This is a genomic window from Pelistega europaea (genome assembly GCF_013133775.1).
Lineage (GTDB): Bacteria > Pseudomonadota > Gammaproteobacteria > Burkholderiales > Burkholderiaceae_B > Taylorella > Taylorella europaea.
The window spans coordinates 149,381-163,496 of sequence record NZ_JABGBO010000003.1; the positions used below are offsets into that span (position 1 = coordinate 149,381).

Genomic DNA, 14,116 nt, shown 5'->3' on the forward strand with positions numbered 1-14,116 from the left:
TATAACTTAATCCCTACCAGAGGTAAGTATGAGTGATACTGTGATTGCTGAAGAAATTAAGATTCCTAAGCGCCTTGATACTGAAGAGGTGCAGATGGTGCTTGAGCATGTCAAATCACTCTTAGAACAAGAAGACCATGCACAGGACGAAAATCTCCAAAAGTATATTCTTCATCTTCACCCTGCCGATATTGCCTATATTCTAGAGTCTCTGCCCAAAGAAGAGCGCCTACAAGTTTGGGAGTTAGTAAACTCTCAATACGATGGGGATATTCTTCTTGAAGTTGATGATTGGGTTCGTGAGGACTTGATTGCCTCAATGAATCGAGAAGACTTATTAGCAGCCACAGAAACTCTAGATGCCGATGAGTTGGCGGACCTAGCTCCAGACTTACCAGCCGAAATTGTAGCAGAAGTCCAAAAGGGGCTTACCGAGAGAGAACGCAGTCAATTACTTGAAGCGATGGGCTACGAAGAAGGGACGGTGGGAGCCATCATGGACTTCGATATGGTCAGGGTGCGTGAAGATATTACGCTAGAGGTCGTGTTGCGTTATTTACGCCGTCTTGACTATATGCCAGATCATACAGATCAGATTTTTATTATCGACCGTCAAGAGCATTTGCTGGGAACCTTATCGTTAGCAGATTTATTAGTCAACGACCCCGAACGTAACGTCAGAGATTTTATGAATACAGACTTTTTCTCTTTATCACCAGAAGAAGAAGACACTGTTGCGACCTCTGCATTTGAACGTTATGATTTAGTATCTGCTCCAGTTGTTGATAAAGAAAATCGATTGATTGGTCGTGTCACCATCAATGAGGTCGTCGATGTGATGCGAGAAGACTCTCAAGAACAAGACCTTGCACGGGCAGGTTTGGAAGAAGAGGATATGTTTGCATCAACAGAAAAAGCTGTCCGCAACCGTACTCCATGGTTATTAATCAATCTCTGCACAGCTTCTACCGCTTCTTTTATTGCGGCTCAGTTTGAAGGGACAGTAGGAAAGATTGTTATCCTCGCATTTTTAATGTCTATTGTGGCAGGTATCGGAGGTAACTCAGGCAATCAGACACTCACACTAGTTATTCGAGCAATTGCTATGGGACGCATTAGCTCCAAAAGCCTTTGGACTATGTTAAAACGCGAAACATGGGTGACAATGCTAGTGGGACTAACCGGTAGCATATTAGCGTCTTTCTTTGCATGGCTTGTATCAGGTTCTTATAAGATTGCCCTTGTGATGGTCATTGCGATGATTTGCAATATGATTATTGGGGCAGCATTGGGTGTGATTATCCCTTTACTACAATACAAATTCGACAGAGACCCCGCAGTAGGGTCATCTGTCTTACTCACCTTTGCAACCGATGCTCTAGGATTTTTCATCTTTTTGGGATTAGCAAGCCTATTCTTGCTGTGATACCCCCTACATCCCCAAAGCACCTGTTGCCATATCAATCTCCTGAGCTTTCAGGAAGAATTCCTTGAATGGATAATGGCTAGCTCAACTTCCCATGGCAATGTTTAAATTTCTTGCCACTACCGCATGGGCAGGGATCATTACGGCCAACATTTTGATAAATATCTTCAGTCGCCTCATCTGCGATAAGAGCCTCATCATAGTCTGCATGGTGATAATTTAACTTCTCTGACTGTGCATCCGCTCGTGCCTCATGAGACGCCTGCACCTCATCGACCTGTTCAGGAGAGCGAATTTGGACTGTCAACAAGATACGAGCTGTCTCATTACGAACTCGTTCCAACATATATTTAAAGAGTTCAAATGCCTCTTTCTTGTATTCTTGTTTAGGATCTTTTTGAGCATACCCTCGCAAGTGAATACCTTGACGTAAATGGTCTAGTGCTGCCAAATGCTCTCGCCATGCAGTATCTAAACGGTCAAGCAATACAGAACGTTCAAACTGGCTCCAAGACTCATCCCCAACCATATCAATCTTCGATTGGTAAACACGGTCTGTCTCCTCTAGGACAGCTTTGACAATACCCTCATCATCAAGATCAGTATCTTTTTCAACCATGTCCTTGAGATTAAGAACAATGCCCCACTCCGATGCTAGTGCAGTTTGTAGCCCATCCAAATCCCATTGTTCTTCAAGGGATTCAACAGGAACATACTGACGTACAAAATCATAGATAGCATTCTGACGAAGCTCTGTAATCATTTCTCTAACAGAAGACTCTTCAAGTACTTCGTTACGTTGCCCATAGAGAACTTTACGCTGATCATTTGCCACATTATCAAACTCAAGCAACTGCTTCCGGATGTCAAAGTTACGACCCTCTACTTTACGCTGAGCAGATTCAATAGAACGAGACACCATCTTCGCCTCAATAGGCTCACCAGGAGCACCTAGACGCTCCATCAAAGCTCGAACACGATCACCTGCAAAAATACGCATTAATGGATCATCTAAAGACAAATAGAAACGAGAAGAACCTGGGTCACCTTGGCGTCCTGCACGACCACGTAATTGGTTATCAATACGGCGAGATTCATGACGCTCTGTACCAATGATACGCAAACCACCTGCAGCCTTGACCTGCTCATTGCGCCCCTTCCATTCTTCACGTACTTTAGCCACCGCTGCTTCTTTTTGCTCTGGTGTTAAACTCTCATCGGCATTAATCTGACTAATTTGTTTGGCCACATTACCACCAAGCACAATATCAGTACCACGACCTGCCATATTAGTCGCAATAGTGATATGACCAGGCATGCCTGCCTCAGCAATAATTTCTGCCTCACGAGCATGTTGTTTTGCATTGAGTACATCATGAGGGAGCTTTTCTTTCTTGAGAAGTTCGGACAATAACTCAGAATTCTCAATACTTGTCGTACCAACTAACACAGGCTGCTTACGTTCATAACAATCTCGAATATCACGAATAATAGCAGCAAACTTTTCCTCAACATTAAGGAAAATCTGATCATTCTGATCAATACGTTGCATTGGTAAGTTGGTTGGAATAATCACGGTTTCAAGACCATAAATATCTTGGAACTCATACGCCTCTGTATCTGCTGTACCAGTCATACCTGCCAACTTGCCATACATGCGGAAATAATTTTGGAAAGTGATAGAGGCCATTGTTTGGTTTTCGTTTTGAATTTCAACGCCCTCTTTGGCTTCTACGGCTTGGTGTAGGCCATCTGACCAACGGCGTCCTGCCATAAAACGCCCGGTGAATTCATCTACAATGACGACCTCTCCATTTTGGATAACATAATGCTGATCTTTAAAGAAAAGGTTATGGGCACGCAATGCCACCATCAAATGATGCATCAGAGTAATATGGCGTGGGTCGTATAAAGACTCCCCTTCTGGCAAAATACCCAAACGACGCAAGATTTCCTCAGCATGCTCATGCCCCGCCTCGGACAAATAGATTTGTTGCGCTTTTTCATCTACCCAGAAATCACCTTCTGGCTCAGGTTCCTGAGGTTTTGGCTCCTCTTTCATGCGTGTCAATAGAGGAGGAACCTGATTCATACGAATGTACAACTCGGTGTTGTCTTCTGCTTGACCTGAAATAATCAGTGGTGTACGAGCCTCGTCAATTAGGATAGAATCGACCTCATCCACGATTGCATAGGCTAGACCACGTTGGCGACGATCACTTGCACGGTACTCCATATTATCGCGCAAATAATCAAACCCAAACTCGTTGTTGGTACCATAGGTAATATCGGCACGATAAGCCGCATATTTTTCTTGGTTATCCTGCTCTGGAACTACAACACCTACTGTCAACCCAAGGAAAGAAAATAGACGCCCATTGTTCTCTGCATCGCGACGAGCTAGGTAATCATTCACTGTCACGATATGTACACCTTCTCCTGTCAATGCATTTAGGTATGCAGCCAAGGTACTCATCAGTGTTTTACCTTCACCGGTACGCATTTCGGCAATCTTACCATTATGCAACACAATACCGCCAATCAGTTGCACATCAAAATGGCGCATCCCCAAAACACGTTGCGATGCTTCACGCACCACAGCAAATGCTTCAGGTAGCAAAGAATCCAAACTAGCCCCCTCCGCCAGACGTGCCTTAAACTCGCCAGTCTTAGCAGCCAGCTGCTCATCTGACAAGGCTTGCATACTAGGCTCTAATTGATTAATCTTTTGAACCAATTTACGGTACTGTTTTAATAGGCGGTCATTTCGACTACCGATGAGTTTTTTAAGTAAAGAAATCATTTTTAACGTAAAGGTAAAATTTTTATAAGCTATATAGTTTACAACATAACCCACTATATATGGGTGATTTCTATATTTCCTAGGGTAGAACTTTTCTATATAATAACTTCGTACAATGGAAAAGATAGTAAACTGACAAATTAATTCCTCTCCTATAGGTTTCACCATGACGAAGTTTCTTTCACGTAGTAATTTTTCTCATCGCCGTCATAGTACCTCGCTGTCTCAATTTATCAATCCATTAGAAGCATTAACACAGGCTAATATGCCTATTCGCAGCACATTACAGACAGCTCAATTATTTGCTCATATTCGTCAAGAGCTTAATCTTTTTCTACAAAATGATGTGGGTTCTTATTGCCATGTAGTACGTTTAGATGCAGAACAACTTATTCTAGCAGTTCCCAATGCTGCCATCGCAAGCAAACTTCGACAACTTGCTCCCTCTATTGCTTCCTATCTTGCACAAAAAGGCTATACCATCTCTCGCCTAAATATCAAGGTCAGTGCAGAGCTACAACGACTGATGCCTAAAAACACCATCTCAAAACACTCTCAAGGTCATACTTCAACTAATCCTAGAGTACAGCAATGTCACCAAGCCTTTCAGACATTTGTACAACAATACCCTGACAGCCCTCTAGCACCCAGTATTCACAAGTTTCTACAGACAACAAAAGGGGATTGAATCCCCTCTCTAATCATGTTGAAAGAACAAAAATCTGCTAGATTCTAGACTAGACGCCAGTCTCGACTAATAGCCTCTGCTTGATGAATACCCACCTCATCTTCAAAGGTTACAATCTCGTAAGCATCTTCCTGTGCAAGTAATGCACGAGCTAGCTTATTGTTGAGACCATGGCCCGATTTGCAAGCCACATAGCGTGCTAGCAACGGATGCCCAATCAGATACAAGTCCCCAATCGCATCTAAAATCTTATGCTTGACAAACTCATCATCATAACGCAGTCCTTCTGCATTTAGAATACGATATTCGTCCAATACAATGGCATTATCCAAACTACCACCACGTGCTAGACCGATACCTCGCAACATTTCTACTTCATTGGCAAAACCAAAAGTACGGGCACGTGCAATCTGATCCACATAAGAATCTTTGGCAAAGTCAATCTCTGCAAAGTTTGCAGTAGAATCAATGGCAGGGTGTCTAAAATCAATAGAAAACGCCAAAGCAAAACCTTCGTAAGGTTCTAATCGTGCCCACTTGCGTTGCTCACCTTCACCCTCAGAAACCTCGACCACCTTTTTCACCCTGATAAAACGCTTGGGGGCATTTTGCTCTACTATACCTGCATCCTTAAGCAAGTATACAAAGGTGGAAGCACTACCATCCATAATAGGAATTTCTTCTGCATCCACATCAATGTGAATATTATCAATGCCAAGACCTGCCAAGGCACTCATTAAATGTTCTACAGTAGATACTCGATAAGCACCATTTTGGAGTACGGAAGCCATACGCGTATCACCTACGCCATCAGCCACTGCAGGAAAATCAAGAACTTCCGGAGTGTCTACACGGTGGAAAACGATGCCTGTATTAGGCTCTGCTGGACGTAAAGTCAGCTTAACTCGCGAACCAGAATGAACACCCACACCTGTCGCATTGACTACTTTTTTAATTGTTCTTTGTTTTAACATGTAGATATTACCCTAAAAGTAAACTGTTATCACTTATTATTGTACCCCGTTTTTGACATCTGCGTGGAACAATTATTTTTCTAACACCATTTAATTGTCACAAAATTCAACATCGCACAGGGATACACGAAAAATGCGAAAGCAGCAATAGTACTACTTTCGCATTTTGTTAAATGGTAGGTAACAACAAAATTTTAGTTAGCCTGTTTGCGAAGATAAGCTGGTACTTCGCGCTCAGAACCTTCGCCACCCAAACCTAAAGAGCGGCCACCACGGCCACGGATACCACCACGAATGCCAATTGCAGCAAGTGCGTCTTGACGATCTGGTGTGAATAACGCCATACCATCTGTACCAGTGGCACGAACTTCTTCGGTCTCTTCAGATTTCACAAGCTCCAAGTTACGACCCAACCCTGTTGCTACAACAGTGACACGGACACGATCACCCATGCTTTCATCGTAAGCATTACCAGAAATAATCATAGCGTCTTTATCCGCATAACTAGCGATAATCTCATTAATCTTACGAATTTCAGACATCTTGATATTCTTGCTAGCAGTTACATTAATTAATACACCGCGAGCACCATTGAGGCTAACACCTTCAAGCAATGGGCAAGCAATAGCTGCCTTAGCAGCTTCAACAGCACGGTTTTCGCCAGAAGCAACTGCCGTACCCATCATAGCCTGACCATACTCACCCATCACAGTTTTAACGTCCTCGAAGTCAACGTTGACGTTACCTTGAACATTAATGATTTCTGCAATACCTGCACAAGCATTGTGAAGAACGTTATCCGCTTCTTTGAAGCATTCTTCATAAGTTGCATCTTCACCAAGAATTTCAATAAGTTTCTCGTTAAGCACAACCACCAAAGAATGTACATGTTTACTTAACTCTGCAACACCTTCTTCGGCAATAGTCATGCGCTTCTTGCCCTCATAGGCAAAAGGCTTAGTTACGATACCTACTGTAAGAATACCAAGTTCTTTAGCAACTTCTGCCACAACAGGGGCTGCTCCAGTACCCGTACCACCACCCATACCAGCAGTGATAAATACCATCTGAGCACCTTGTAAAGCAGAACGAATTTTCTCGCGAGCTTGTTCTGCAGCAACGCGACCTTGCTCGGGACGTGCGCCAGCACCTAAACCCGTAGTACCTAAAGGAATCACAGTCTCTGCTTTAGACTGAGCAAGAGCTTGAGCATCTGTGTTGGCACAAATAAAATCAACACCACGCACACCGGCATCAATCATGTGATTAACAGCGTTACCGCCTGCGCCACCAACACCAACGACTTTGATTAATGTCTTGCTTGGTTGTTCATCATCAATTAAACCAAAGCCAAGACCAGAACTGTTTTGCTGTGTAGATGAAGTGCTATCCTCATCAATAAAGTTGAACCCTGCAGACATAGTCATAGTTCACCCCTAAAAACGAAACCATTAACGAAACCCCCAGCCAAAATTTCGGAAATCGTCTCAAAGAAAAGCCCAGTGCGTGACTACTCGACACTCTCTTTGAACCGTCTCCTCTTGTTGCATGACCCCTCACGCAACATGGACAATTTAAAAAAGCCCATTGTATTATATACTAAATTCTCTTAATTCAGTACATAATCCACAATTTTTTTCCAAAAACTTCGCTTACCTGCACAAGTAGGCTCCTCATCCAATTGCAATCTTGCTTGTAGCAGCAGCCCCATCACGGTAGCAAACTGTGGCTGAGCCACAACATCAGCCAAACTACCATAGTACAGCGGGCGTCCTACCTTGGCAGGGATTTGAAAAACCTCTTCTGCTAAATCAGCAATTCCTGGCAACAAAGAGCCTCCACCAGTCAACACGATAGAGTGAGGAACTAGCTCGTTTTCTTCAAGATTACTTTGGATGGATTCGAAAATTTCCACTAAACGGCAAGAGATAACCTCACCAATAATCTGATGAGAGACTTTGCGCTCTTGACGACCTTGGTCTCCCACAGGAGATAATGTAACCACATCTGTCTCGGATACTAACTCAGGTTTTGCAATCCCATTTTCTAATTTTAAGTCTTCAGCCTCTGGCACAGGAATATGAAACACCTTGGCCAAGTCACTGGTCACTAACTGACCACCCTCAGGGAAAATATGACTATGACGAATGAAACCATCCTTGTATACCGTAAAACCCGTTGTACCTGCACCAATATCAATCAATAAGACACCCTGTTGTTTTTCATCATCACTCAAGCAGACTTCACTCGCTGCTAATGGATTTAGGGTGAGTTGATAAGGTTCTAAACCACAACGACGCACACATTTAAGAATATTTTGTGCAGCAGTCTCCTCTCCTGTAACGATATGCACACGTACTTCAAGACGAACCCCGGCCATCCCTTCAGGACGAGAAATACCCTCTTGCCGATCCACGATAAACTGTTGGGTAATGACGTGCAGAATTCGTTGGTCATTAGAGATGTTCACTGCCTTGGCAGTATCAATTACTCGATTGACATCTATAGCAGTAACTTCCTTGTCACGAATCGCAACCATACCACTGGAATTAAAGCTGACGATGTGAGCCCCATTGATACCCACCATGGCATCACGAATCTTGCAGTCAGCCATCAACTCTGCTTCTTCTAAAGCTTTTTGAATAGCTCGGACGGTAATATCAATATTAATAACCGAACCATTGCGAATACCGCCCTGTGTCGGTGCCTGACCCAAGCCAAGCACTTCAAATCTCCCATGTTCAGGAAGCGCCTCTGCCACTACAGCAACAACCTTGCTAGTGCCGATATCTAAAGCAACAATCAAATCCCTTTTCAAATCACGAGTCATTTTTTCTCTTCTTTCTCAACGGTTGGAGCGAACGTTATTGCAAAGCCTTTAGTATACCTAAGATCTACCTTGCTTATCGTTCTTCCTTTGGTTCTTTCTGATAAAACAGGCCAAACTTGCACAAAACGTCGCACATTGCCCGCAAAACTCAATGCTCCCTGACGCCCACCAAGAGGATCAATCACATCAGCACCACCATCACGCCCTAGAATTAGCTCTAGGCCATTGTTCAGTTTAACTTGCCAGGCATAACGATCGCTCAGCGACATCGTATCAATCTGCAAGCCCAGTGGAGATAGTAATGTGGCTAGCTCCCCTGCACGCTGCACCATGAGCTTCTCTGAGCCGTCAGGCCCATTATACTGCGGATAAAAAACATTGCTGTCCAACTCTTCCCGGTTGGCAGTAAAAACCTCGCCCCATGTGTCAATAAGTTGATTTTCATTCCACTTGGCATAAGCCTCATGCTCTTCAACCCTCAATAACAATCCATTTGGCCACAAACGACTAATATCGACATGCCTCACCCAAGAGATGCTTTCTATTTGCTTCTTTAATTCTGCTAAATCAATCGTAAAAAAATTACCATGAATATGACCTGCAATCGCTGCATGTATATTAGCAGGGGAAACATGCAATAAAGCATTACCATCTTTGGAGTCTAAATCCATTTTGGTAATGTTAAACATTGGACGATGAATAAACCAATAACCAGCCCCCACTGACAGTGCAATCACTGCACCCAGCATAACGATATTGGCAATAAAGTTAATCAATCGTGGATTGTTAAACACGCATCTATCCTATTTTCTTAATACTTTGGTACTGGCTTGCCCTAATAATAATACACAAAGCTCAGCATAATTGATACCTATAGACTTAGCAGACATAGGTACCAATGAGTGACTAGTCATTCCTGGCGAGGTATTGATTTCCAAAATCCAAGGACGATTTTGTTCATCCAACATCACATCAATACGTGCCCAGCCCTCACAACCAATAGCATTATAAGCCTTTACACAATAATCTTGAATCTGTTGTGTCAGCTCAGGCGATAATTGTGCAGGACATTCATAACGTGTGTCATTAGAGATATATTTATTATTGAAATCATAATTACCCTCTGGAGCAATAATCTCAATAATAGGCAAAGCATGTGCATCAGCCCCTTTACCCAATACAGGGATAGTAAGCTCACGCCCAATAATGCATTGCTCAGCTAGTAACTCACTTTCATAAGTACTTGATAGTTGAAATGCTTCTGTAATTTCACTGTTTTGTTTGACTTTTTTAAGACCTAATGTTGATCCTTCATGAGGGGGTTTCACAATCATAGGTAAACCCAATTGTTCAGCTGCCGCATATAAATCAGCCTCTGTATGTGCTACAGCATATTTGGGTGTAGGAACCCCCTGTGATAATAAAATACGCTTGGTCATAATTTTGTCCATTGCAATGGCTGAAGCCATCACACCTGGACCGGTGTAAGGGACGCCTAACCATTCAAGCACACCCTGCACACAACCATCCTCACCAAAACGTCCATGCAATGCAATAAAAACACGATCAAACTGCTCTGCTGCTAATTCTGCAATACTGCGTTCGCCCAAATCAAATAAATGTGCATCAACTCCCTTACTCAATAAGGCCTCATACACACCTTGTCCTGATTGAATAGAGACAGGGCGTTCAGACGAAACGCCACCATACAACACTCCAACTTTACCAAATTTTGTCGTCATGACATTTCTCCAATTAACCCAGGCACTTTATTGATAGAACCAGCACCCATACACAATACCACATCTCCATCTTTAACAAACTGTCTTAGCGCTGCAGGCAAATCCAGTACATTTTTCACAAAGGTTGGCTTAACTTGCGCTGCTTCCATCAGTGCATCAGTCAATGCTTGACCATCAGCACCAGGAATAGCAGCCTCACCTGCTGGATAAACATCTGTTAAAAACACCTCATCCACTGTCCCCAGCACACGTACAAAATCATTGAAACAATCCCGTGTTCGAGTATAACGATGAGGCTGGAATGCCAATACCAAACGGTGGTTAGGATAAGCCCCTCGAGCTGCTTCGATTGTGGCAGCCATCTCAACAGGATGATGCCCATAATCATCAATCAGGCGGAACATACCTCCTCCTTGTTCTTTGGGAACATTAAACTCTCCATACTGAGTAAAGCGACGTCCGACCCCATTAAATTCCAACAATGCTTTTCGAATCGCCACTTCAGGTACTCCTACCTCGGTTGCCACAGCAATTGCTGCTAATGCGTTGAGTACATTGTGCTTACCTGGTGTATTTAACACAATATCTTTTAATACACTATCTGAATGTCGGCGTTTTACATCAAAACGCATGGTTGCCCCTTCTGCACGCACATTAAATGCTTGAAAATCGGCATCCTCATTAAAACCATACGAAGTGGTCTGGCATGAGATAAGAGGCAAAATTTTGCACACATTCTCATCATCGGTACAAACAATAGCACTACCATAAAACGGCAAACGCTGTAAAAACTGTACAAAAGCACCTAGCAATTTAGCTGAGTTATGACCATAAGTATCCATATGGTCTTCATCAATATTGGTGATAATAGCAATAACAGGAAGTAGATTCAGGAAAGAGGCATCGGATTCATCGGCCTCTACTACAATAAAATCACCTGTACCCAAGCGCGCATTTGCCCCAGCAGAATTCAGTTTACCGCCAATCACAAAAGTCGGATCCATACCTGCAGCACCAAGAATACTTGCAACCAAACTAGTGGTTGTCGTCTTGCCATGTGTACCTGCAATAGCAATACCACTTTTTAAACGCATTAGTTCAGCAAGCATCAAAGCACGCGGCACCACAGGGATTCCCTTTGCACGAGCAGCTAAGACTTCCGGATTGCTACCCAAAATAGCAGTAGAAGTTACCACTGCATCAGCTCCCTCAATATACTCAGCTTGGTGATCGTTGTAGATGGTCGCACCAAGGCTTGCCAAGCGCCGAGTCACAGCTGAATCACTCATGTCAGAGCCACTGATACGGTATCCTAAATTTAGTAGCACTTCGGCAATACCACTCATACCTGAGCCACCAATACCAACAAAATGTATATGGTGAATTTTATGTTTCATTTTTTATCCTTTAACTGCACGCTCACACGTATCAGCAATATCCTGCGTTGCATGTGTATAAGCCATTTTTCTTGCTTTTATCGCAACCTCTAGCAATTGTGCACGTGTATGCACCTGCAAGAACTCACAAAGTTGCTGAGATTTTAAATCTTTTTGGGCATAACTAAAAGCCGCCCCTTCACTTGCTAGCCATGCGGCATTCGCTGTTTGATGATCATCAATCGCATGAGGAAGTGGTACAAATAGCGCAGCTACACCAACAGCAGCAACCTCTGCAACTGTCATCGCTCCAGCCCGACAAATTAGCAAGTCAGCTTGTCCTAGCTCACTTGCCATATCTTCAATAAACGCTACACATCGAGCTTGAACCCCATAACGTTCATATGTCTGTTGCAAAGTCGCCAAATGCTGCTCCCCTGATTGATGAACCACCACAGGACGTTGTTGTTCTGGTATTTGAGACAAAGCCTCAGGCACTAGATTATTTAGTGCCATAGCCCCCAAACTTCCACCTACGACTAGCACACGCAAAGGACCTGAACGACTTGCATAACGCTGTTCTGGAGGCAACACGCTTAACAAATCTTGACGGACAGGATTGCCTACAACCACTCCTTGATTAAAAACATGAGGGAAACCTGTCAATGTGGCATATGCAAACTTTGCAATAGCCTTATTCGCAGTTCCTGCTACTGCATTTTGTTCATGTACCACGATTGGAATGCCTGCCAGTTTTGCCATCACAGCACCGGGAAAAGAAACATACCCTCCCATACCCAACACCATATCAGGCTTAACCTGTTTAATTGCTTTACGGGCGGCCAGACATGCTTTTAACAAGGTAAAAGGCAGTTTCAATAATGTCGTTATCCCCTTGCCTCGAAGTCCAGCAAATGCCATAGGAACGAGTTCAATACCATGCTTAGGCACAATACGCCCTTCCATGCGTTCTGGATTACCAAGCCATTTGACTGTCCAGCCTCGTTGTTGCAACTCATGAGCCACCGCCAATCCTGGCATGATATGCCCACCAGTCCCTCCTGCCATCACAAGTGCTGTCTTAGACATGCCCTCCCCCCTTGCGTCCTGTAGCGAAGTTTTGACCTCGCATCATACAACGATTCTCATAATCAATACGCAATAATACTGCCACAGCAATCATATTCATAACTAAAGCAGATCCGCCATAACTCACCAGAGGTAGTGTCAAACCTTTTGTAGGTAACAAACCAAAACACACACCAAGATTAATGAATGCCTGTACCCCAAACCATACCGCAATACCTTGGGCAACAAGTCCGTTAAACTCTCTATCCATCGCCACAGCATGACGCCCAATAACTAATCCTTTTTTCACAATAATGGCAAATAGAATAATCACGCCCATAATACCGACAAAACCCAATTCTTCTGCCACTACCGCCATAATGAAGTCAGTATGCGCCTCTGGGAGGTAGTGTAGTTTCTCAATACTAAACCCTAAACCCACACCAAAGATTTCACCACGACCAACTGCAATCAAGGAATGACTCAACTGGTATCCTGTTGATTGAGCATGCTCTGCACTAAATGGGTCAAGGTAGGCAAAAATCCGTTGTAACCGCCATGGGGCAGTCACAATCAAACCAACAATACCAGCTACTGCAATACCGATTAAGGCAACAAATACTTTAAGACTGACGCCACCAAGAAATAACAGTCCAAACACAATTGCTGCCACCACCATGGTAGCTCCAAGGTCTGGCTCCGCCAACAATAGCATGGCTGCAATACCCAGAAAACCTAATATGGGGAGCAATCCTCTAACCTTTCGCATATATTGTTTTTTGCGACCGATATACCATGAGCAAAAAATCACCATGGCTAGTTTAGTTAGCTCAGATGACTGAAAATTAACTGGGCCAATTGGAATCCAACGCGAAGCACCATTAACCTCCCGACCAATCCCTGGGACAAGCACTAACACAAGGAAAAAGATACTCAATCCATATAGAGGTAAAGCATTTCTTTCCCAAAATTGCATAGGGACAAAGCTAGTTAAAACACCTGCTAAGATACCCACGATGATAAAGACAAGATGACGCGTAAAAAAGAAATAACGGTCGGCATTTACATATTTAGGTCCATCACTCAGCGCAATAGAGGCTGAAAATACCATGATAAGCCCAAAAACAAGTAGTACAACCACCGCACAGACAAGAAGCAAATCATAATCCCGCATATTTGTCCGCGAAGGTTTGACAGACATAAAACCCC

Annotated in this window: 11 protein-coding genes; 2 read left to right on the plus strand and 9 right to left on the minus strand. The window is 43.4% G+C overall.

The window, feature by feature from the left end; genetic code table 11:
• Window positions 1–28 precede the first annotated feature (28 nt).
• Complete coding sequence (gene mgtE, locus HKX40_RS03600) at window positions 29–1,426, plus strand: magnesium transporter (RefSeq protein WP_171588199.1); 1,398 nt, start codon at window positions 29–31, stop codon at window positions 1,424–1,426.
• A 79-nt stretch (window positions 1,427–1,505) separates the two neighbouring features.
• Here mgtE and secA read toward each other — a convergent pair whose 3' ends face one another.
• Window positions 1,506–4,229 carry a preprotein translocase subunit SecA gene (gene secA, locus HKX40_RS03605; RefSeq protein WP_171588200.1) on the minus strand — a complete coding sequence of 908 codons (2,724 nt, stop codon included), beginning with the start codon at window positions 4,227–4,229 and terminating at the stop codon, window positions 1,506–1,508.
• Window positions 4,230–4,395: 166 nt separating this feature from the next.
• Here secA and HKX40_RS03610 point away from each other — a divergent pair, with 166 nt between their 5' ends.
• Entirely contained in the window at window positions 4,396–4,917 is a 522-nt protein-coding gene (locus tag HKX40_RS03610) for a DciA family protein (protein ID WP_171588201.1), read from the plus strand.
• A 44-nt stretch (window positions 4,918–4,961) separates the two neighbouring features.
• Here HKX40_RS03610 and lpxC read toward each other — a convergent pair whose 3' ends face one another.
• The 8 genes from lpxC to ftsW form a co-directional block, all read right to left on the minus strand.
• Window positions 4,962–5,891, minus strand: coding sequence for a UDP-3-O-acyl-N-acetylglucosamine deacetylase (gene lpxC / locus HKX40_RS03615; protein WP_171588202.1), 930 nt, complete (start codon window positions 5,889–5,891; stop codon window positions 4,962–4,964).
• 194 nt (window positions 5,892–6,085) lie between these two features.
• Window positions 6,086–7,312 carry a cell division protein FtsZ gene (gene ftsZ, locus HKX40_RS03620; RefSeq protein ID WP_171588323.1) on the minus strand — a complete coding sequence of 409 codons (1,227 nt, stop codon included), beginning with the start codon at window positions 7,310–7,312 and terminating at the stop codon, window positions 6,086–6,088.
• A 188-nt stretch (window positions 7,313–7,500) separates the two neighbouring features.
• A complete protein-coding gene (gene ftsA, locus HKX40_RS03625) occupies window positions 7,501–8,721 on the minus strand; it encodes a cell division protein FtsA (RefSeq protein ID WP_171588203.1) in 1,221 nt (406 codons plus the stop codon).
• Window positions 8,718–9,515 (minus strand): cell division protein FtsQ/DivIB, encoded by a 798-nt coding sequence (locus HKX40_RS03630; protein ID WP_343042955.1) that lies wholly within the window; start codon window positions 9,513–9,515, stop codon window positions 8,718–8,720. Before HKX40_RS03630 ends, ftsA begins: the two co-directional genes overlap by 4 nt.
• Before the next feature lie 9 nt (window positions 9,516–9,524).
• On the minus strand, window positions 9,525–10,463 hold the full coding sequence (locus HKX40_RS03635) for a D-alanine--D-alanine ligase (RefSeq protein ID WP_171588204.1): 939 nt from the start codon (window positions 10,461–10,463) through the stop codon (window positions 9,525–9,527).
• Window positions 10,460–11,860, minus strand: coding sequence for a UDP-N-acetylmuramate--L-alanine ligase (murC, locus tag HKX40_RS03640; RefSeq protein WP_171588205.1), 1,401 nt, complete (start codon window positions 11,858–11,860; stop codon window positions 10,460–10,462). Before murC ends, HKX40_RS03635 begins: the two co-directional genes overlap by 4 nt.
• Before the next feature lie 3 nt (window positions 11,861–11,863).
• Window positions 11,864–12,928 (minus strand): undecaprenyldiphospho-muramoylpentapeptide beta-N-acetylglucosaminyltransferase, encoded by a 1,065-nt coding sequence (murG, locus tag HKX40_RS03645; protein ID WP_171588206.1) that lies wholly within the window; start codon window positions 12,926–12,928, stop codon window positions 11,864–11,866.
• The gene (gene ftsW / locus HKX40_RS03650; RefSeq protein ID WP_171588207.1) at window positions 12,921–14,108 is read right to left on the minus strand and encodes a putative lipid II flippase FtsW; all 1,188 of its coding nucleotides are present in this window, start codon (window positions 14,106–14,108) and stop codon (window positions 12,921–12,923) included. The genes murG and ftsW overlap by 8 nt, the downstream gene beginning before the upstream one ends.
• Between the last annotated feature and the right edge of the window lie 8 nt (window positions 14,109–14,116).